Genomic DNA, 19,585 nt, shown 5'->3' on the forward strand with positions numbered 1-19,585 from the left:
CCACTACACCGAAGGCATAGATCCACTGAATGCCGAGGTATAATTTGGCATTTGACAATGTGCACGCTGTTGAGTTCTCAAGGACCAAACGCACCCCGAACCCGCCCGAACCTGACCTAAGTCAGTACTGTTCGAACCTCGTCGGAGGCAACTTTGAAACCTTATCCGTCCGTTCGGGCCCTGTCAAACCGTGTTCATAACCCGGTTGATTAGACTTCGCTTCGCTAGGAAGCGCTTGCAAGCGATGCTTGCCGGATGGAGCTTTGCAATCCTAACCACATCCCTGCGGACTCGCAAGCGAGCCAGATTCTGAACGAATCAATTTGGGGGGGGGGAGGATGTCAGCACTTGAGGAAGTCCGTACCGGGGCTTTCGCTCCCGGCCCGTTTCGTTCCTTTGGCCTGACAAGAGAAAACAATACGTGTGGATGGCCGAGGGGCCAAATCTCGCGCGCATCCCGGGCGTGTCGCGAATGACGCACCCCGTCGGATCCTTGGTTTCTCGGGCCTCAAAGGTGGTTAGGCGCGAGCCTTGGCGGGGTTGATCAGCGAGCCGAGGCCTTCGATGCTGATCTCGACGGTCTGCCCCTCGGTGAACGGGCCGACTCCGGCCGGGGTTCCGGTGAGGATGATGTCACCCGGAAGCAGCGTGAAGATGTCGCTCACGTACGCGATGAGCTCGGGGATCTTGTGAATCATCTGCTGCGTCGTCTCGCGCTGCAGGACTTCGCCGTCGACTCGCGACTGGATCTTGAGGTCGGTCCAGTCGAGTTCCGTCTCGATGTACGGGCCGATCGGGCAGAACGTGTCGTAGCTCTTGGCGCGAGTCCACTGGCCGTCGGTCTCTTGCACACCACGGGCGGTGACGTCGTTGGCGATCGTGTAGCCGAAGACGACGTCGGCATAGTCTTCGGCCTTCACGCGCTTGGCGATGGCACCGATGACGATGGCGAGCTCGCCCTCGAGGTGGATCTCCCCTTCGACGGGCGGGATCTGAATGGGATCGCCGGGGCCGACCACCGTCGTGTTCGGCTTGAGGAAGACGATCGGGAACTCCGGCGCCTCTTGACCCATCTCGTCCGCGTGGTCGTAGTAGTTCAGGCCGATGCCCACCACCTTGGAGCGCGGGATGACCGGCGCGAGGATCTTCGTCGTGCGGAGCGGAACGCGCTCCCCCGTGGTCTCGTACCCCGCGTACATCGGGTCTCCGGCGAGGACGACGAGGTCTTCACCGTCGACGACGCCGAATCGAGGGTCTTCTCCTGGGCTGGCAAAACGTGCGATCTTCACGGTGCGAGCCTACTTGCTCGCCCCGCTCCGGGCCTGGGCCCTCGATCAGATGACGCCGTCGCTCCAGGCGTCGGGGTTGCCGAAGCGGTGGGCCGTGATCGTCACAGCCTGCTCGCGAAGGAACGGCAGCAGCTCGAGACGAGCGGAAGGAGTGACGGGCTGGGCGAAGACCGCAACTGCCGGGTCGCCGTGCAGAGCGACTGCGAGACGCCCCGATGCGTCGGCCGGGCCGATGAGGCGGACACGGGCTGCGCCGAGCTCGCCCCGCGCGGCCGTGTCGTGGAACGCCGCGTCGGTGGCACGGACGAACGAGACCGTGCCGAGCGCGGTGACCGCGGCAGGCGGAAGCGGAAGCGCCGAGCTGATGGTCATCGCCGAGCCCGCGCGAAGCCCCGCAGCGACGACCCTCGCCAGATCGCGCACTGAGCCGCCCTCGGCGAGGCGCACCACGACCGGCAGCGGGCGATAGCGGAAGACGTTGCGCTCGAGGCCCACTTGCGAGACGTCGACGGCCGCGCCGAAGGTGGCCGACCAGGCGCGCTCGTCGGCGGATGCGGCGGCCCGAAGTGACCCGTGGGATCCTTCGGCCTTCTCGACCGCTTCGACGAATCGCTCGACCGGGGCCGAGAGGGGCGTCGCCGGCTGCTCGGCAAGCGGGGCCGGGGTCCAGGATCCGAGGTGCACGAGATAGTTCGGGCCCCCGGCTTTGCCACCGGCTCCGACTGCCGAGCGCTTCCAGCCGCCGAACGGCTGACGGCGGACGATCGCTCCGGTGATCCCCCGGTTGACGTAGAGGTTGCCCGCCTCGACCCGGTCGAGCCAGGTGCCCAGCTCTGTGCGGTCAAGGGTGTGCAGACCCGCGGTGAGCCCGAAGTCGGTCGCGTTCTGCAGCTCGATCGCCTCGTCGAGGGTGCGGGCCGTCATGATGCCGAGGACCGGGCCGAAGAACTCCGTGCGGTGGAAGTGGCTGCCGGGCGCGACTCCGGCGCGGATGCCCGGCGACCAGAGACGACCCGTGTCGTCGAGGCGCTTCGGCTCGACGAGCCAGGACTCCCCCGGCGCGAGCGTCGTGAGCGCACCGAGGAGCTTGCCTGCGGCGGGCTCGATGATCGGACCCATCTGCGTGGTGGGGTCGGAGGGTAGTCCGACGCGCATGCTGGACGCGGCGTCGACGAGCTGGCGACGGAAGCGCTCCGACGTGCCAACCGAGCCCACGAGGATGACGAGGCTGGCGGCCGAGCACTTCTGCCCGGCGTGACCGAAGGCCGACTTGATGACGTCGGAGGCGGCGAGATCGAGGTCGGCACTCGGCGTGACGATGATCGCGTTCTTGCCGCTGGTCTCGGCGAGCAGGGGCAGGTCTTCGCGCCACGAGCGGAAGAGCTCGGCGGTCTCGAAGGCGCCGGTGAGGATCACGCGGTCGACGGCGGGGTGCGAGACGAGCTGGCGACCCAGCTCGCCCTCCTCGACGTCGACGAGTCGGAGCACCTCGCTCGGCACACCCGCCGCCCAGAGGGCTTCGGCGAGCACAGCACCGCACCGCTTGGCCTGCCCGGCCGGCTTGAGGATCACGGAGGCTCCGGCGGCGAGGCCCGCGACGGTCGAACCGGTCGGGATCGCAACTGGGAAGTTCCACGGCGGAGTGACGACGACGAGGGTGGGCGCCGTGTAGACCGCGCCGTCGACGGCGTCGAGCTCCTCGGCGAGCGAGGCGTAGTAGTTCGCGAAGTCGATGGCCTCGGAGACCTCGACGTCGCCCTCGGCTATGGTCTTGCCGGTCTCGGAGGCAGCCACCTCGATGAACTGCGCCCGGCGTCGGCCCAACTCGACGGCGGCACGGCGGAGCACGGCCCCGCGCCCAGCTCCGCCGAGTGCTGCCCACGAGGGGGCGGCGGCGACCGCGGACTGCACGATGCCCTCGAGCACGGCGGAGTCGGTGACCCCGGCAGCGGTGATGGTTGCCACTCCGAGGGTGGAGTCGGGGACGGACTGCAGGATCCTGCGCCCCCAGTCTCGGTTGTCAGCCAGCGCCGGGTCGGTATCGGGTTCGTTCTCGAATCCGTCGGTGCGGGGTGCCAGCACGTCGGTCGGCCTGGACTGCACGCGATGCGCCGCGGGAGTCTCGGGCGTCACCTCGGCCAGTGACGATAGGAAGCGCTGCTTCTCGCGGTCGAAGAGGGCATCGCTGGTCGCGAGCTCGAAGACGGCCGACATGAAGTTGTCGTGCGAGGCGTTCTCTTCGAGACGGCGGATGAGGTAGCTGATCGCGACGTCGAACTCGCGCGGGTGGACGACGGGTGTGTAGAGCAAAAGCCCGCCGACATCCTGCTTGATGAGCTCCGCCTGCCCCTCGGCCATTCCGAGCAGCATCTCGAACTCGACGCGGCCCTCGACCCCGCGCTGTTTCGACAGGAGGTGGGCGAAGGCGATGTCGAAGAGGTTGTGGCCGGCGACTCCGAGCCGGATGGCGCGAGTGCGCTCGGGTGTCATCGCCCAGGAGAGAACTCGTTTGTAGTTGGTGTCGCTGTCTTGCTTGGTGTCGTAGGTCGCGAGAGGCCAGTCGTGCACGGCCGAGTCGACGTGCTCCATCGCGAGGTTGGCCCCCTTGACCACGCGGACCTTGACCGCGGCGCCACCGGCGTCGACACGACGGGTGGCCCATTCGCTCAGGCGTTGCATGGCCCCGAGCGCATCGGGCAGGTAGGTCTGCAGCACGATTCCGGCCTCGAGCCCAGTCAACTGCGGCTGGTCGAGCACGCGCATGAAGACGGCGAGGGTGAGGTCGAGGTCGCGGTACTCCTCCATGTCGAGGTTGATGAATTTGGGCGTCGGCGACTTAGCCGCGATCTCGTACAGCGGAGTGAGCTTCGTGACGACGCGGTCGACGGTCTCGTCGAAGGCCCACATCGAGAGCTGACTGACGATCGACGAGACCTTGATCGACACGTAGTCGACGTCGGGCCGCTCGAGCAGGGCGCGCGTGCCGGCCAGGCGGTGGTCTGCCTCACCGTCGCCAAGGACGGCCTCGCCGAGGAGGTTGAGGTTGAGGCGGGTGCCGTCTTTCTTGAGAGCGGCGATCGCTCGCCCGAGCTGGACGGGCCGCGAGTCGGCGATGAGGTGGCCGACCATCGAGCGGAGGACGCGACGGGCGACCGGAACGACGATCTTCGGAAAGGTCGGAGCGAGGGCGCCGCCGACGCGCACGGCCGCACGCATGTACCAGGGCAGGAACGCCGGGACGCCCGCGGCGAGCGCCTTGAGGTTTCGCGCGGCCACCGAGAGGTCTTCGGGGCGGACGACCCGGTCGACGAAGCCGATCGTGAAGGCTAGGCCGGACTCGTCTTTGAGCACCTCGGCGAGAAGCTCGGCCGACTTGGTGCCGGGTGCGCTGCTCGACTCGTGCACCCAGCGGTGGGCGAGAGCGACGGCTTCGGCGCCGAGCTCGGGCGGGATAGCTGCGCTGACGGTGGAGGCGGGTGCGTTTGCCGGTGCGTTTGCAGGTGCAGGGCGCTCGGCCGAGTCAATGTTTGCCACGCGGCAAGAATAGGTCGCGCGATCACGGTGTCGCAAGGGTCGAAACGTGCTGTTTACAAAGTCGCTGCTGGCGTGCTCACGTGCGCGTGCGTGCAGACCGTCGGGCCGTCGGGCCGAGTCGGCGGGTGTCGTTAGGGGTGGGCGGGTGCTGCAGCACCCGCCCACTCTTAAGAACACCCGCCGACCTCTGCCGGGCGCGATCTAGCTCTTGCTGAGCTCGTCCAGTTCTGCGAGCGGCACCGTCACGATCGTGGCGATCACGAGCCGCATCGCCTCGGCCACCCGGACGGCATCGCGGTCGTAGAGCCACTGCAACTGCAGGCCGTCCTGCACGGCGAGAACCACCCGGGCGGCCGTCTCGGCGGTGAATCCGGGTGCCAGGAGACCACGGCGCTCGGCGACCGCGAGATACCGGCTCGTCGACTCGACGATCTGCTCGTAGAAGTCGGCGTAGTAGTCGTGCGCCGGATGCTCGGGGCTGGTCGACTCGGCGGAGGCCGTGTTGAAGAGCTGGATCACGCCGGGAACCTCGACGTTGTACTCCGCGAGATCGAGGAGTTCGCCGAGCCTCATACCGGACGCATCGTCGAAGTGTCTCCGCAGCCGTTCGTCGCGGCGTCGGAGCACGGCGAGGAGCAGGTCTTCCTTGGTCGCGAAATAATGCTGGAGCGACTGATGGGAGACGCCGCACTGGCGCGCGATCTCTCGAAGGGAGGCCCCGTGGAAACCGCTCTGGCCGAACACGGGAAGAGCTGCGTCGAGAATAGCCTCGCGCTTGGCGACCCCCTTGGCGTAGCTGCCACGCCGGCCGGTCGTCGTCTCGGAGGTCACGACCCCGACGATACGGGACAGCGGCGCGCCTCGGGGGCTTGCGTGAGTAGGCTCGGCCCGTGAGCCTCGGGACCGACCCGGCGAGGTGCTTCCGGCCTCTCCGACCATGAACTGGTCGTTGCTCCGCGTCCCGGCGTTCCGGGCACTCTGGCTCGGTCGGCTGCTCTCGTGGGTGGGAGCCGGGCTCGGACCGGTCGCGCTCGTCTTCGCTGCCATCGACCTCGGTGCCGGCCCCACCGGGCTCGGGCTCGTCATCGCCAGCAGATCCGTGCCGAACGTCGCCCTGGTGCTCTTCGGCGGCGCCCTCGCCGACCGCCTTCCGAAATGGTCGGTCGCGGTGGCGGCGTCGGTTCTCTCGGCGGCGTCGCTCGCCACCGTGGCCCTGCTCCTCGCCACCGGGACGGCGACGCTTCCTCTCGTCGCGGCGGCCGCGGCACTCGGCGGCGCCGGATCGGCGTTCTTCGCCCCGGCGACGAACGCGGTGCTGAGAGACACGGTGCCCGAAGGCGACGTCAGGGACGCGACCGTGCTGAACCGGGTGGGCATGAACCTCGGGCTCGTCGGAGGCACTGCACTCGGAGGGGGTGTGGTCGGAGCGTTCTCTCCGGAGATCGCGCTCGCCGTCGGATCCTTGGTGTTCACCGCCGCGATAGCGGCTTTCGCGGGCCTGCCCCGCGACACGATCGGCTCGGTGCGCGGTGGCTCGTTCGCCGCCGACCTCGGAGCGGGAATCCGGTTCGTCGCCAGGTCGCCGTGGCTCCGCGCCACTCTCGCGCTGTCGTTCGTCGCCCAGTTCGCCTTCGCCGGCGGCGTGCAGGTGATCGGTCCGTTCGCGGCCGACGACTCGTTCGGCCGGACGCTGTGGGGCTTCGCCGGGGCCGTGCAGACACTGGGGCTGATCGTCGGGGCGATTGTGGCGGGGCGCCTCCGTGGGCGGCTCCGACTGGCCACGGCGACGGTCGGGATCGCCGCAATGGCGCTGCCGCTCGGGGTGCTCGCGCTGATCCTGAGCGTGCGACCGATGGTGATCGACCCGTTGCACTGGTTCTTCTGGCTGAGCGTGGCGCTCTTCGCCGCGAGTGTCGGCCTCGAGATCTTCACGATCCCGCTCGACGTAACGATTCAGCTGCAGGTGCCGCGGAGCTACCTGGCCCGGGTCTACGCCGGCCTGACCCTTGCCTCACTCGCCGGCATGCCGCTCGGCGAACTGGCGGTGGGGCCGGCCGTCGACCGGTTCGGCGCTCCCCTGACGCTGAGCGCTCTCGGTGCGCTTGTGCTGGTCGCCGCCGGACTGGTCGCCGCGAGCCGGAGGGTCCGCGACCTCGACCGACCTACTTCTTCGTGAGCGCCGATTCTTTGTGGGCGGCCTCGGAGCCCGACTTCTCGGACTTCACGATGTAGTACGGCTCGTCGGAGGAGGCCTTGAACTTCTGGCCGTCGAACTCGAACTCTTTAACGCGCTTGTCGACCACCTCGCCGTGGGTCTCGCCCTGCGGGGTGTTCCAGGTGATCTTGTCGCCCTTGCTAAATGCCATGACTGCTCCTTCGTCGGGGCTTCGACGGTACCCCTCAGACGTTGAAACCGCCGTTGCTCACGATCAGCTGGCCAGACACCCAGCCGCCCTCCGGACCCAGCAGAAATCGCACGATGTTGGCGACATCACCGGGGAGGCCGAGCCGCCCCGTCGGCTGCATGGCCGTCAGGGTCTCGCGGACCTCGTCGCTCATCCAGCCGGTGTCGACCGGGCCCGGGTTAAGGGCGTTCGACGAGATGCCGAGGTGGCCGAGCTCTCGGGCGGCCGCTATCACGATCCGGTCGAGGGCACCCTTGCTCGAGCCGTACGGCATGTTGTCGACGACGTGGTCGCTCGTTAGCGCGACGATGCGGCCACCACTCTCGGGAATCTGCTCGGCGAGACCCTTGATCAGCAACCAGGCGGCGCGGACGTTGACGTCGTAGTGCCGGTCGAACGCCTCGACCGTCGTGTCGAGAATGCCGGAGTCGACGCTTTCGGAGTGCGAGAGCACGAGGCCCGACACCGGGCCGAGTGCGTCGGCTGCCCTGGTGACGAGCTGGAGGGCGACGTCAGGATCCGACAGATCGGCTTCCAGTACGACCACGCGCCGGCCGAGGGCTTCGACGTCATCGACCAGACGCGCGAGGTCGTCCGGCCGCTCCCCCCACGTCATGCGCCGGTCGTACGGCGTCCAGGTCACGAGCGCGAGATCCCAGCCGTCCGCGGCGAGCGCCAGCGCGATGGCGGCGGCGATCCCCTCGCGACGGCCGACACCCGTGAGGAGGGCGGCCTTGGGCTGCGACGACTGGACTTGCTGCGACGACGGTGTCATGCCGTCATCTTCCCACTGGCGATCAGGTGAGGTGATTGTCCACGATCGGCTAGTCCGACGGCCTCGACATCAGCAGATGCTGGACACTCACCGCCCGGGAGTAGAGGGGAGACCTAGTTGCGCTTGCCGCGGGTGCGGCCGGGAGCGGCACGGCGGGGCTGCCGGACGATGCCTTTGGCGCCCTTGGTCCTCGCGGCCTTCGCATCGCGCGCGGCCTTCGCGGCCTCCGCCACTTTCGCCTTCGCCTTGGCGGTCGGGCGCTGGGCCGGCGCCTGCTCCTGGTCGCGCGAACTGTTGGCCGTGCGGCCCCGGACGATGCCGATGAACGCCTCGACCTCGTCGGTCTGATCGCCGACCGGCCAGAGGAGAGCGATGGTGGTCTCGGGGAGGCCGACGACTCGACGGCCGACCACGCCCTTCCGGGAGTGGAGACGCGCGAGCGACTGGGGCATCACGGCGACACCGGCGCCCGTCGCCACGACCTCGACCGCACCGGCGAGATCGAGGGCCGGATCGAGGTCGAAGCGTGTCTCACCCTCGAGCTCGTCGAGCGCTACGCTCGCGCCGTCGGCGAGCGCGTGCTCCTTCGGCAGCACGACGTAGGGGGTCTCGTCGTAGAGCGGAATCGTATGCAGGCCGTCAGCCTCGACCGGAAGGCGAGCGAAGACCATGTCGGCGGTGTCGTCGCGAAGGTGAGCAGTCGGATCCTCGGTTTCTGACGGGATCAACGTCAGCGGATCGTCGGAAAAGCGCTCCTCCCAGATGCGGGTCCACTTGCCCAGGGTGACGCCGGGCACGAACGCGATACGGAGGGAGGACACAGGCCCGAGAGTAGCCGACACCCGGGGATTGATGCCGGACGGCTACCCTTACGCACATGAGCAACGAGATCAGCGATCAGCCGGACGCCCCCGACACGCGTCAGACCAAGAAGTCGCGCCCCGACCAGAACATGAAGGCCTTCACGGCCGCGAAGAAGCTCGGCATCTACCTGCCGGCGACCCCCCAGGAGTTCCAAGACAACCCGGTGACCCGGGAGCAGCTGGTCGAGCTGCAGTCGAACCCGCCCGAGTGGCTGGTCGACCTCCGCCAGAACGGCCCGCACCCCCGCCCCGAGGTGGCGCGCAAGCTCGGCATCACAATCTCGGGCCTCGCCCGTGCCGGCATCGACGACGCCCTGACCTCCGACGAGATCCAGGCCCTGCTCGTCGAGATGCCGCCGTGGCTCTCCTCCGAGCGTTACAACCTGGCCCTCGTGCGTGACGAAGAGATCCGTGTGAAACAGCAGAACGCCGACAAGGCTGCGAAGCGGGCGGCTGCCGAGGAGGCCTGACCCGCCGCTAGCATGACGCCGTGAGTGAATTTGCGCTGGCCGTCGACATCGGCGGCACCAAGGTCGAGTCCGCGCTGGTCGATTCCGAGGGCGTCCTGCTGCCCGGAAGTCGGGACAGGCGACCGACCGGCCACGGGTCGACCTCGGAAGAACTCGCGACCGCCGTTTCGGAGGTCGTCGCGCACGCCCTCGCCGCACTCCCGGCAGACGCGACAGTGCTCGGCATCGGGATCGGCAGCGCCGGCCCGGTCGACCTGCCCCACGGCACCGTCTCGCCCATCAACCTGCCCGCCTGGCGCGAGTTCCCGATTCGCGAGCTCGTCGCGGGCCTCGTCGCCTCGTCGCTCGGCGATGCGGTGCCGATCACACTGCGCCTCGACGGGGTGAGCCTCGCCCTCGCCGAGCACTGGGTCGGCGCGACCCAGGGCGTCGACAACGCTCTCGCCATCACCGTCTCGACCGGGGTCGGCGGCGGCCTGATCGTGAACGGCCGCCTGCTGTCGGGTGGCACCGGCAACGCCGGCCACATCGGCCAGGTGCAGATCGCTACCCGCACGCCCGGCGAGACCAGCGAGTCGGTGACGCTCGAGGTGCTCGCCTCCGGGCCGCACACCGTCCGCTGGGCGCAGGAGCAGGGCTTCACCGGCGAGCGCGGCGAAGATCTCGCCGCCGGCTATGCCGCGGGCGATGCGGTCGCGGTGTCGGCGGTGCGCCGATCGGCGACAGCCCTCGGTGAGGCGATCACGGCGGTCACGACCCTGCTCGACCTCGACGTCGTCGCCATCGGCGGCGGATTCTCGCGGGTCAGCCCGGACTACCTCGACCTGGTGCGCGCGGTGATCGACGAGGCGGCGTACAACTCGTACGCGACGAGGATCCGGGTGGTCAAGTCGGGCCTCTCCGACGAAAGCCCGCTCATCGGTGCGGCGGCGCTCGTGCACCAGATGCATCTGCTCGGCTGATTCCGCTCACTGAGAACAGACGACGGGTGCGGGTCTAGGCTTAAGCAACACCAATGACGGCCGGCGGTTCTTCGTCCGGCCGTTTCGTCTGCCCGGAGGTACTTTCTTTGTCCACCACCGTTTCCGCTCTCGTCACGCCCACCGCGGGCGCCCCGTTCGAGCGCTCCACCATTCAGCTTCGCGATGTCGGCCCGAACGACGTCCAGATCGACATCGCCTTCGCCGGCATCTGCCACTCCGACATCCACCAGGCGCGCGAGGAGTGGGGCAAGGCCATCTTCCCCATGGTTCCCGGCCACGAGATCGCCGGAATCGTCACCTCCGTCGGCGACGCCGTCACCAAGCACAAGGTCGGCGACCGCGTCGGCATCGGCTGCTTCGTCGACTCCTGCCGCGAGTGCGAGAACTGCCTCGCCGGTGAAGAGCAGTTCTGCGTCAAGGGCAACGTTCCCACTTACAACGGCCGCCAGTACTCGGGCGAAGACACCTACGGCGGATACAGCAAGCAGATCGTCGCCGACGAGAACTACGTGCTCTCCATTCCCGAGGGCATCTCGCTCGACGAGGCCGCCCCCCTGCTCTGCGCCGGCATCACCACCTACTCGCCGCTGAAGCACTGGGGTGCCGGCCCCGGCAAGAAGGTCGCCGTCGTCGGAATGGGCGGGCTCGGCCACATGGCCGTCAAGATCGCTCACGCCCTGGGCGCCGAGGTCACCGTCATCAGCCAGACGCTCTCGAAGCAGGAAGACGGCCTCAAGCTCGGCGCCGACCACTATTACGCCTCGAGCGACCCGTCGACCTTCACCGACCTGCGCTCGTCGTTCGACCTGATCATCAACACGATCTCGGCCGACATGGACATCGACGCCTACGCTCGCACCCTTCGCCTCAACGGCACCATGGTGTTCGTGGGCCTGCCCGAGAACCCGCAGTCGTTCGGCGCCGGATCGCTGATCATGGGCCGTCGCAGCCTTGCCGGGTCGAACATCGGCGGCATCCGCGAGACCCAGGAGATGCTCGACTTCTGCGCCGAGCACCACATCGGCGCCGAGATCGAGGTGCTCGACGCCTCCGACACGACCACGATCGACGAGGCCTACGAGCGCGTCGTCGCCTCGAAGGTGCGCTACCGCTTCGTGATCGACACCGCCACGATCTAGTTCGCAAGAACCCCCGGCCGATCGGCCGGGGGTTCTTTCGTGCTCGGTGCGAGCTACATCTTCGGTTCGAGCCGCTTCTGCCGGGCGAACTCGGCGGGCCGGTCGGGGCCGTTCCAGATTGTGACGATGCCCCAGGCGACCGCAGCGATCGGCACGGCGAGGACGGCGCCGATGATGCCGCCGACGATGGTGCCGGCGGTCAGCGCGATGAGCACGACCAGAGGGTGCAGTGACAGGGAGCGCGCCATGACGACCGGCTGCAGGAAGTTCCCCTCGAGCTGGTTGACCACGATCACGATGATGACGACGATGATCGCCGGCACGAGACCGTTAGCCACGAGAGCGACCAGGGCGGCAAGGATCCCGGCGACCGTCGCTCCGACCAGGGGCACGAAGGCCGACAGGAACACGATCACCGAGAGCGGAAGCGCGAGGGGCACCCCGAGGGCGAACAGCCCGATGCCGATGCCGACGGAGTCGACGAGGGCCACGGTCGCTGTGCCGCGGATGTACCCGCCGAACGTCGACACCGTCTTCTCGCCGATGCGCTGCGCACGCTCGAACTGCTCGCCGGTGAAGGGGCGCTCCATGAAGGCCCAGATCTTGGGGCCGTCTTTCATGAAGAAGAACAGCACCACGACGAAGAGGGCCAGGCCGGTGACGAAACTGCCCGCGGCCGAGACGCCGGCGAACGCGCCGCTCGCGAACGACGCGCTCTTAACGAAGTCGACGGCCGAGTCGAGCCCCTTCTGGATCTGGTCGTCGGTGATGTGGAAGGGGCCGTCTTTGGCGAAGTCCTGTAGCTGCCGAATACCGGCGGTGGCCTGCTTGGCGAGGTCGTCGACCTGATTCTGAACGGCGTTGACGATGAGCCACACCACGAGGCCGAGAATGACGATGATGGCGACCAACGCGATCCAGGTCGCGAGGATCGACGGGACGCCGTGCCGCCTCATCAGCTCAAGCAACGGGTAGATCGCCGACGCGACGATCAGGGCGAGTACGACCGGGATGACGACCAGGCTCAACTGGGTCATCGCGAAGACGAGGCCGGTGGCCACGATGATGACGAGGATGATCTGGAGGCACCGGGTCGCGAGCCGCCCGAAAGCGTCAGACCAGATGTTCCTCTGCGCCGACCAGGTGAGGGCCCGAATTTTGTCGGGAGCCTCCGTCATGGCTGGCGATGAGGTCTTGCGGCGGAAAAGGCCCACTGGTCTTCTGCTTTCGTCGTCGGTCACACCACCGTACCCGTCGGCCGTATTCTGGGCGCGTGCCAACGCGTCTCATTCTTGTTTCGGATACCCATGTGCCCCAGCGGGCGAAAGCGCTTCCCGACGAGGTCTGGGCCGAGATCGACCGCGCCGACGTCGTGGTGCACGCGGGCGACTGGAACCGCCTACCTCTACTGGACGAATTCGAGGATCGCGCGTCCACCCTGATCGCGGTCCGCGGCAACAACGACGGGCCCGAGTTCGACGACCGCCTGCCGCTCGTGGCGCGCACCGAGATCGAGGGAGTCCGCCTCGCCGTCGTGCACGAGACGGGGAGCAAGGTCGGACGCGAGACGCGACTCGACGCCCAGTTCGGAGACGCCGACCTCGTGATCTTCGGGCACAGCCACATTCCGTGGGATTCGACCTCGGACGGCGGGCTGCGGATCCTGAACCCGGGATCGCCGACCGATCGCCGCCGCCAGCCCTACCGCACCTATCTCACACTCGTGCTCGACGCCGGGGTGATCCGCGACGTGGAGCTGCACCGGCTTCCGACCGCCTGAGTGCTACTTCTTCTTCGAGGGTGTGGAGGTCTTCGTGGGAGTCGGCGAGGGTGTGGGCGACGGCGACGGCGACGACGTGGCCGTGTCGGTGTAGCTGTTGCCCGCCGCGGTCACCACGAAGTTGCTGAAGTCTTCGGGGGTGAAGGGCGAGATGTTCTGATACTGCTGCCCGTTGACGAGCACCGTCGGCGTGGACGTGATCTTCGGTACTGCGGTGCCGTCGAGCGGCCCGGCGAGCGCCCGCTGGGTGGCTGAGACAGCCCAGGAGGCGTACGTCTGATCGTTCACGCACTTCGAGATCTGGCTCGTGTTGGTGATTCCGCTGACGCCCTTGATCAACGAGATCAGCTGGGCGTTCGAGAGCCCCGTGGTCTGCTCGTCGGGTTGCCGGTCGAACATGGCCGTATTGAAGTCGAAGTAGGCGTCGGGCGAGTAGTTGGCGACGCAGGCTGCCGCAGCGGCGGCGCGCTGGGAGTACTTCGACCCCAGCGACATGTTCGTCAGGATGGCGATCGGGTGATATTCGACCGTCGCCGCGCCCGATTCGACCAGGCCCTTGATGTAGTCGTTGTTCGACTTCTCGAATTCGCCGCACACGGGGCACAGGTAGTCGAGATAGATCGAGATGGTGACGGTATCGGCGGCGGGGGCGGTCGACGTGGGCGTCGACGTCGAGGTCGCGGACGACGGCGACTGCGGAGTAGACGAGCCGGAAGACGACGACTGGGGAGTCGCCTCGCCGGACACGGCCTTGAAGCCCTTGCCGATTAGGATCCCGTCGCCGACCATGTTCGCCGGGGTCTTTCCGGCCTCGGGAACCGAGCCGCGGATCGCGATGGTGGCACCGACCACGAGAGCGATGATGACGACGGCCACACCGGCGATGATCGCCCACCGCCCACGGCGAGCCCGTGCCTTCTGCTTACGGCGGGCGAGCTGCGCCTTCTGGCGAGCCGCCGTGCGTCGATGATTTCGGGCGGAAGAACTCTCGCCCCGGCGGTTTTCCGGCGTCTGGCCCGGTTCGTTGTCAGTCATGATCTCGGACCAGCGTAGAAGCTTTTCCGGAGCAAAGTCCACGCGGGTGAATGCCCTCGAATTGTTCTACCCCCAAGCGGGGGGTGTACTGGACGGTTCGGAATGCCATAATGAGCGAGGCCGTCAGCGAGGATCGCCTCGACTGACTGTCATCCATTCACTACGGATCGTCCGGCACGTACCTGCCGGTGAAGGAGAAACATCATGGCGTCTGTGACGTTCAGCAAGGCAACCCGTCTCTACCCCGGTTCGACCCGCCCCGCGGTCGACGGCATCGACCTCGAGGTCGCCGACGGCGAATTCCTTGTGCTGGTCGGCCCGTCCGGTTGCGGTAAGTCGACCACCCTGCGCATGCTCGCCGGCCTCGAAGAGGTCAACTCGGGCGACATCCTCATCGGCGACCGCAACGTCACCGACGTTCCGCCGAAAGACCGCGACATCGCGATGGTGTTCCAGAACTACGCGCTCTACCCGCACATGACCGTCGCCGAGAACATGGGCTTCGCGCTCAAGATCGCCGGCGTCGGCAAAGAAGAGCGCGCCACCCGCGTGCTCGAAGCCGCCAAGCTGCTCGACCTCGAGCCCTACCTCAGCCGAAAGCCGAAGGCCCTCTCGGGTGGTCAGCGTCAGCGCGTCGCCATGGGCCGTGCGATCGTCCGTCAGCCCCAGGTGTTCCTCATGGACGAGCCGCTGTCGAACCTCGACGCTAAGCTCCGCGTCCAGACCCGCACGCAGATCGCCTCGCTCCAGCGCCGTCTCGGCGTCACCACGGTCTACGTCACGCACGACCAGACCGAGGCCCTCACCATGGGCGATCGCATCGCCGTGCTGAAAGACGGCGTGCTGCAGCAGGTCGGAACCCCCCGCGACCTGTACGAGAAGCCCGACAACGTGTTCGTCGCCGGCTTCATCGGCTCCCCCGCCATGAACCTCCTCCCCGCCGACGTCGTCGACGGCGGAGTGCAGTTCGGGTCGAGCGTCGCCTCGATCGAGCGCGACATCCTCTCGCAGGCCACCTCGAAGAGCGTCACCGTCGGAGTCCGCCCCGAAGACGTCGTCGTCAGCACCTCGGGCGAGGGCCTCAAGGTCGCAGTCGACGTCGTCGAAGAGCTCGGCGCCGACGGCTACCTCTACGGTCACGCCGACGTCAACGGCCAGCGCGCCGACATCGTCGCTCGCGTCGACGGCCGTACGCACGCCTCCGCCGGAGACACCGTGTTCATCACGCCGCAGGCGCACCACCTGCACGTCTTCGACACCGAGTCGGGCCTCCGCCTCGGCGACAAGGCCGTGGTGTCTGCTTAGTCACACCCCAGAGACGGCCCGCCCGTGCCACCCCGATCACGATCGAGGGGCCGGGCGGGCTGTTCTCGTCTGACGACTGCCCGGATCCTGCGCTCCCCTCCGAACGGAAACCCGTGACCTCCCTCAACATCACCTCGGCGACGGCCGACCCCGCCCTGCTCGACCTGCCGTGGAACCTGCCCCTCGACGTGTGGCCGGAAGACTCGATCGCCACGCTGCCGAAGGGGATCTCGCGACACTTGGTGCGGTTCGCCTACCTCAGCGGATACGTGATCGCCATCAAAGAGACGTCGGGCGAGATGGCCCGGGGCGAATACGAGATGCTGCGAACACTGCAGCGGATGGACATCCCCTGCGTCGACCCGCTCGCCGTCATCACGAACCGCCACGACGACGACGGCAACGAGCTGAACCCGGTGCTGGTCACGCGCCACCTCAAGTTCTCACTGCCGTACCGCGCCCTCTACTCGCAGCGACTGCGACCCGACACCGCCGCGCGGCTCGTCGACGCGCTGGCTCTACTGCTCGTGCGCCTGCACATCATCGGCTTCTACTGGGGTGACGTCTCGCTGTCGAACACACTGTTCCGGCGAGACGCCGGCGCCTTCGCCGCCTACCTCGTCGATGCTGAGACCGGCAAGCTCTACCCGGGCGGCCTCTCGAACGGCCAGCGCGAGAACGACCTCGAAGTGGCCCGCGTCAACATCGCCGGCGAGCTCCTCGACCTCGAGGCTGGAGACCGCCTTGACGAAGACCTCGATGCCGTCGAGGTCTCGGCCGGGATCGTCGCGAAGTACCGCAGCCTCTGGAAAGAGTTGACGGGCACCGAGACCTTCTCCGATTCGGAACGCTGGCGCATCAACGACCGCGTCGAACGCCTCAACGACCTCGGCTTCGACATCGAAGAACTCGCGATCAAGACGACCGAGGGCGGAACACAGGTCAAGATCCAGCCCAAGGTCGTCGACGCCGGCCACCACTCGCGGCGGCTCCTGCGACTCACGGGGCTCGACGCCCAAGAGAACCAGGCTCGTCGGCTGCTCAACGACCTCGACGCCTACCGGTCGAAGAACGACCGCTCGGAGCTCGACGAAGAGATGGTCGCGCACGAGTGGGCGGCCCGCGTGTTCGAGCCCGTGATCCGCTCGATCCCCCGCGACCTGCGTGGCCGACTCGAGCCCGCCGAGGTCTTTCACCAGCTGCTGGAGCACCGCTGGTATCAATCGCAGGCGGAGAACCGCGACGTGCCCATCGCCGAGGCGCTGACGTCGTACATCAACGAGGTGCTGCGGCACCGTCGCGACGAGCAGATGGTCATCGCGCCGCCGACCGGAGCGATCACTCTGCCCGTGGCCATCCAGGCCGACGAAGACGACGACGAGGACTGGCGCTCGAAGGTGTGAAGCACTGCTTCACCGACGACTAGACCCGCACGGTCGGCGTAGACACCTCTCCTAGGGCGAGGGTCTGTGCCGACCGTGCGGGTCTGTGCCGATCGTGCGGGTCTGTGCCGCTCGAGCGGGTGCAGGCGCGCGGCGGGGCTACTTCTGGTTCTTGCGCTCGGCGCGCAGCTTCGAGATCTCGTACAGCGTCACGCTCGCGGCGATACCGGCGTTGAGGCTCTCGGTCGAGGCCGTGATCGGCACCGACACGATCGCATCGCAGGCCTCGGTGACGATGCGCGAGAGACCTTTGCCCTCGCTGCCGACGACGATCACGAGCGGCTGGTCGGCGAGATCGAGCCCCGGCAGCTGCACGTCTCCGCCACCGTCGAGGCCGAGCACGAAGACGCCACGGTCTTTGAAGGCCTTGAGCGTCTGGGTGAGGTTGGCGGCCATCGCGACCGGCACACGCGACGCGGCACCGGCGGAGGTCTTCCACGCCGACGCGGTCACGCCGACGCTGCGACGCTGCGGGACGATGACGGCCTGGCCGCCGAACGCGGCGACGGAGCGGATGATCGCCCCGAGGTTGCGAGGGTCGGTGATGCCGTCGAGAGCGACGAACAGTGGCTTCTGACCGCGGCGCTCAGCCTGGTCGAGGAGCTCCATCGGGTGCGCGTACTCGTACGGCGGCACCTTGAGCGCGAGCCCCTGGTGCACCGAGTCGGGGCCGGTGAGGCGGTCGAGCTCGGGGCGCATGACCTCGAGGACGGGGATCCCGCGGCGCGTGGCGAGGGTCAGGACCTCTTTGACGCGGTCGTCCATCTCGAGACGGGCAGCGATGTAGAGCGTCGTGGCGGGGATCCGGGCGCGAAGAGCCTCGAGCACCGAGTTGCGGCCGGTCACGATCTCGTTGTCGTCGGCCTGCTTCTTGCCGCGGGGCGGTGCCGTGCGGTCGGGAGCCGTGCGGGCAGTGCGGATGGGGCGCTCGGCCGAGCTTCCGGCGCGGCCCTTGGCTGCGACGAGTCGATCCTGAGCAGCCTTCCGCTTGCCGGCGGGGTGGTACGGACGATCCTCGGCGCGAGGCGTGGGCTTCTTGCCCTCGAGGGCCTGGCGACCCTGCCCTCCCGATCCGACCTGCTTGCCCTTACCGCCCTGGCGGACCGCCCCAGGGCGACCCTTTCGTTCTCCTTGAGTGTTCTTCACTGTTCCAGGCTCCAATGCGATCCGGTCAGGCTGTCTTCGATGGTGATGCCCGCAGCGGCCAGGTCGGCTCGGATGCGGTCGGCGTTCGTGAAATCTTTGGAGGCGCGAGCGCTCTGACGCGCTTCGATCAGCTTCTCGACGAGAGTGCCGAGCGCCACCTGAGCGGCGCCGTCGCCACTGCCGCTCCACTCGGAGGCGAGCGGGTCGATGCCGAGCACGGTGACCATGGCCAGAACGTGCTGCCACTCGCGGGCGGCCGCGTCGAGGTCGTCGTCGTCGAGCGCGGCGTTGCCCCGGCGCACCGTGTCGTGCAGCACGGCGAGCGCCTGCGGCACGTTGAGGTCGTCGTCCATCGCCTCGGCGAAGGCCGCCGGCACGACGCGGGCGCCGACCCCGGCGAACCGGGTGCCTGCCAGGCGACGACCCGCGCGGCCGAGGAACACCTCGATGCGGTCGAGAGCGGCTTCCGCCTCGTCGAGCGCACCCTCGTGGTAGTCGATCGTCGAGCGGTAGTGGGCGGCACCGAGGAAGTACCGCACGACGATGGGGCGTGCCAGTGCAAGGAACTCGGAGGCGAAGATGGAGTTGCCGAGCGACTTCGACATCTTCTGACCCTCGACGTTGACGAGCCCGTTGTGCAGCCAATGCCGCGCGAAGCCGTCGCCGGCGGCCGTCGACTGGGCCAGCTCGTTCTCGTGGTGCGGAAAGCGGAGGTCGAGCCCGCCACCGTGGATGTCGAACTCGGGCCCGAGGTAGCGGCGCGACATCGCGGAGCACTCGATGTGCCACCCCGGTCGCCCGGCACCCCACGGCGACACCCAGCTGGCCGACTCGGGCTCGCCCGCCTTGCTGCCCTTCCAGAGGGCGAAGTCTCGGGGGTCGCGCTTGCCGCGCGGGTCGGCGTCGGTGGCCGAGGCCATGTCGTCGAGCTTCTGGTTGGTCAGGGCGCCGTACGTGGGCCAGGACGCCGTGTCGAAGTAGACGTCGCCCGACTCGTCGGGGGCCGGGTACGCGTGGCCCCGCTCGATGAGCCGGCTGACGATCGCCTGCATCTCGGTCACACTCGCGGTGGCCCGTGGCTCGTAGGTCGGCGCGAGGATGCCGAGCGCGTTGTAGCCCGCGGTGAATTCGAGCTCGTACCGGTAGGCCCGTGCCCACCACTCCTCGGTCGTGTCGGACGCGAGGGCGAGGATCTTGTCGTCGATGTCGGTGACGTTCCGCACCAGGGTCACGTCGAGGCCGCGGTAAGCGAACCAGCGACGCCAGAGGTCGTAGACCAGCGCGGAGCGGAGGTGGCCGATGTGCGGCGACGACTGAACGGTCGGACCACAGACGTAGAGACCGACTTTGCCGTCGACGAGCGGGACGAAGTCGACGACCGACTGCGTTCGGGAGTCGTAGAGGCGAATGGTCACCGCC

Annotated in this window: 17 protein-coding genes; 7 read left to right on the plus strand and 10 right to left on the minus strand. The window is 68.0% G+C overall.

The window, feature by feature from the left end; translation table 11 throughout:
• Nucleotides 1–518: 518 nt before the first annotated feature.
• The 3 genes from EDF39_RS17055 to EDF39_RS17065 form a co-directional block, all read right to left on the minus strand.
• Nucleotides 519–1,289 carry a fumarylacetoacetate hydrolase family protein gene (locus EDF39_RS17055; RefSeq protein WP_055965347.1) on the minus strand — a complete coding sequence of 257 codons (771 nt, stop codon included), beginning with the start codon at nucleotides 1,287–1,289 and terminating at the stop codon, nucleotides 519–521.
• Between the two features lie 45 nt (nucleotides 1,290–1,334).
• Nucleotides 1,335–4,823, minus strand: coding sequence for a proline dehydrogenase family protein (locus EDF39_RS17060; protein ID WP_370275206.1), 3,489 nt, complete (start codon nucleotides 4,821–4,823; stop codon nucleotides 1,335–1,337).
• A gap of 201 nt (nucleotides 4,824–5,024) precedes the next feature.
• On the minus strand, nucleotides 5,025–5,654 hold the full coding sequence (locus tag EDF39_RS17065) for a TetR/AcrR family transcriptional regulator (RefSeq protein WP_158613258.1): 630 nt from the start codon (nucleotides 5,652–5,654) through the stop codon (nucleotides 5,025–5,027).
• A 106-nt stretch (nucleotides 5,655–5,760) separates the two neighbouring features.
• On the opposite strand from EDF39_RS17065, the gene EDF39_RS17070 reads away from it, so the two are divergent.
• Nucleotides 5,761–6,999 (plus strand): MFS transporter, encoded by a 1,239-nt coding sequence (locus EDF39_RS17070; protein WP_123945066.1) that lies wholly within the window; start codon nucleotides 5,761–5,763, stop codon nucleotides 6,997–6,999.
• On the opposite strand, the gene EDF39_RS17075 is transcribed toward EDF39_RS17070, so the two are convergent.
• From EDF39_RS17075 to EDF39_RS17085, 3 genes are all read right to left on the minus strand, one after another.
• Nucleotides 6,986–7,189 carry a DUF2945 domain-containing protein gene (locus EDF39_RS17075; protein WP_055965335.1) on the minus strand — a complete coding sequence of 68 codons (204 nt, stop codon included), beginning with the start codon at nucleotides 7,187–7,189 and terminating at the stop codon, nucleotides 6,986–6,988. The genes EDF39_RS17070 and EDF39_RS17075 overlap by 14 nt on opposite strands.
• Before the next feature lie 34 nt (nucleotides 7,190–7,223).
• Nucleotides 7,224–8,003 carry an SDR family oxidoreductase gene (locus tag EDF39_RS17080; RefSeq protein ID WP_055965333.1) on the minus strand — a complete coding sequence of 260 codons (780 nt, stop codon included), beginning with the start codon at nucleotides 8,001–8,003 and terminating at the stop codon, nucleotides 7,224–7,226.
• A 113-nt stretch (nucleotides 8,004–8,116) separates the two neighbouring features.
• Nucleotides 8,117–8,824 (minus strand): LysR substrate-binding domain-containing protein, encoded by a 708-nt coding sequence (locus EDF39_RS17085; RefSeq protein WP_123945068.1) that lies wholly within the window; start codon nucleotides 8,822–8,824, stop codon nucleotides 8,117–8,119.
• 131 nt (nucleotides 8,825–8,955) lie between these two features.
• Between EDF39_RS17085 and EDF39_RS17090 the strand changes: the two genes are divergently transcribed.
• The 3 genes from EDF39_RS17090 (at nucleotide 8,956) to EDF39_RS17100 (ending at nucleotide 11,458) form a co-directional block, all read left to right on the plus strand.
• Nucleotides 8,956–9,336: a DUF5997 family protein gene (locus EDF39_RS17090; RefSeq protein ID WP_055965508.1), complete on the plus strand. Its 381-nt coding sequence runs from the start codon at nucleotides 8,956–8,958 to the stop codon at nucleotides 9,334–9,336.
• A 20-nt stretch (nucleotides 9,337–9,356) separates the two neighbouring features.
• The gene (locus EDF39_RS17095) at nucleotides 9,357–10,298 is read left to right on the plus strand and encodes an ROK family protein (protein ID WP_123945070.1); all 942 of its coding nucleotides are present in this window, start codon (nucleotides 9,357–9,359) and stop codon (nucleotides 10,296–10,298) included.
• A 107-nt stretch (nucleotides 10,299–10,405) separates the two neighbouring features.
• Nucleotides 10,406–11,458 carry an NAD(P)-dependent alcohol dehydrogenase gene (locus tag EDF39_RS17100; RefSeq protein ID WP_055965327.1) on the plus strand — a complete coding sequence of 351 codons (1,053 nt, stop codon included), beginning with the start codon at nucleotides 10,406–10,408 and terminating at the stop codon, nucleotides 11,456–11,458.
• 53 nt (nucleotides 11,459–11,511) lie between these two features.
• On the opposite strand, the gene EDF39_RS17105 is transcribed toward EDF39_RS17100, so the two are convergent.
• Nucleotides 11,512–12,672 carry an AI-2E family transporter gene (locus EDF39_RS17105; RefSeq protein ID WP_370275207.1) on the minus strand — a complete coding sequence of 387 codons (1,161 nt, stop codon included), beginning with the start codon at nucleotides 12,670–12,672 and terminating at the stop codon, nucleotides 11,512–11,514.
• Nucleotides 12,673–12,731: 59 nt separating this feature from the next.
• Here EDF39_RS17105 and EDF39_RS17110 point away from each other — a divergent pair, with 59 nt between their 5' ends.
• Complete coding sequence (locus EDF39_RS17110; protein ID WP_199726248.1) at nucleotides 12,732–13,238, plus strand: metallophosphoesterase; 507 nt, start codon at nucleotides 12,732–12,734, stop codon at nucleotides 13,236–13,238.
• Nucleotides 13,239–13,241: 3 nt separating this feature from the next.
• On the opposite strand, the gene EDF39_RS17115 is transcribed toward EDF39_RS17110, so the two are convergent.
• Complete coding sequence (locus tag EDF39_RS17115) at nucleotides 13,242–14,273, minus strand: thioredoxin domain-containing protein (RefSeq protein ID WP_123945076.1); 1,032 nt, start codon at nucleotides 14,271–14,273, stop codon at nucleotides 13,242–13,244.
• Between the two features lie 204 nt (nucleotides 14,274–14,477).
• On the opposite strand from EDF39_RS17115, the gene EDF39_RS17120 reads away from it, so the two are divergent.
• Nucleotides 14,478–15,578: an ABC transporter ATP-binding protein gene (locus tag EDF39_RS17120; protein ID WP_055965316.1), complete on the plus strand. Its 1,101-nt coding sequence runs from the start codon at nucleotides 14,478–14,480 to the stop codon at nucleotides 15,576–15,578.
• Between the two features lie 113 nt (nucleotides 15,579–15,691).
• Nucleotides 15,692–16,981 (plus strand): DUF4032 domain-containing protein, encoded by a 1,290-nt coding sequence (locus tag EDF39_RS17125; protein ID WP_123945078.1) that lies wholly within the window; start codon nucleotides 15,692–15,694, stop codon nucleotides 16,979–16,981.
• A gap of 138 nt (nucleotides 16,982–17,119) precedes the next feature.
• On the opposite strand, the gene rlmB is transcribed toward EDF39_RS17125, so the two are convergent.
• Nucleotides 17,120–18,166, minus strand: a complete 1,047-nt coding sequence (rlmB, locus tag EDF39_RS17130; protein WP_123945080.1) for a 23S rRNA (guanosine(2251)-2'-O)-methyltransferase RlmB — start codon at nucleotides 18,164–18,166, stop codon at nucleotides 17,120–17,122.
• Nucleotides 18,163–19,581 (minus strand): cysteine--tRNA ligase, encoded by a 1,419-nt coding sequence (gene cysS, locus EDF39_RS17135; protein ID WP_123945082.1) that lies wholly within the window; start codon nucleotides 19,579–19,581, stop codon nucleotides 18,163–18,165. Before cysS ends, rlmB begins: the two co-directional genes overlap by 4 nt.
• Nucleotides 19,582–19,585 lie beyond the last annotated feature (4 nt).

This window comes from Frondihabitans sp. PhB161 (assembly GCF_003814635.1).
Lineage (GTDB): Bacteria > Actinomycetota > Actinomycetes > Actinomycetales > Microbacteriaceae > Frondihabitans.

Bases quoted from the DNA above. Each gene is read 5' to 3' on its own strand.
- EDF39_RS17070 (WP_123945066.1), top strand. From the start codon at position 5,761: ATGAACTGGTCGTTGCTCCGCGTCCCGGCGTTCCGGGCACTCTGGCTC.
- EDF39_RS17075 (WP_055965335.1), bottom strand. From the start codon at position 7,189: ATGGCATTTAGCAAGGGCGACAAGATCACCTGGAACACCCCGCAGGGC.
- EDF39_RS17080 (WP_055965333.1), bottom strand. From the start codon at position 8,003: ATGACACCGTCGTCGCAGCAAGTCCAGTCGTCGCAGCCCAAGGCCGCC.
- EDF39_RS17090 (WP_055965508.1), top strand. From the start codon at position 8,956: ATGAAGGCCTTCACGGCCGCGAAGAAGCTCGGCATCTACCTGCCGGCG.
- EDF39_RS17115 (WP_123945076.1), bottom strand. From the start codon at position 14,273: ATGACTGACAACGAACCGGGCCAGACGCCGGAAAACCGCCGGGGCGAG.
- EDF39_RS17120 (WP_055965316.1), top strand. From the start codon at position 14,478: ATGGCGTCTGTGACGTTCAGCAAGGCAACCCGTCTCTACCCCGGTTCG.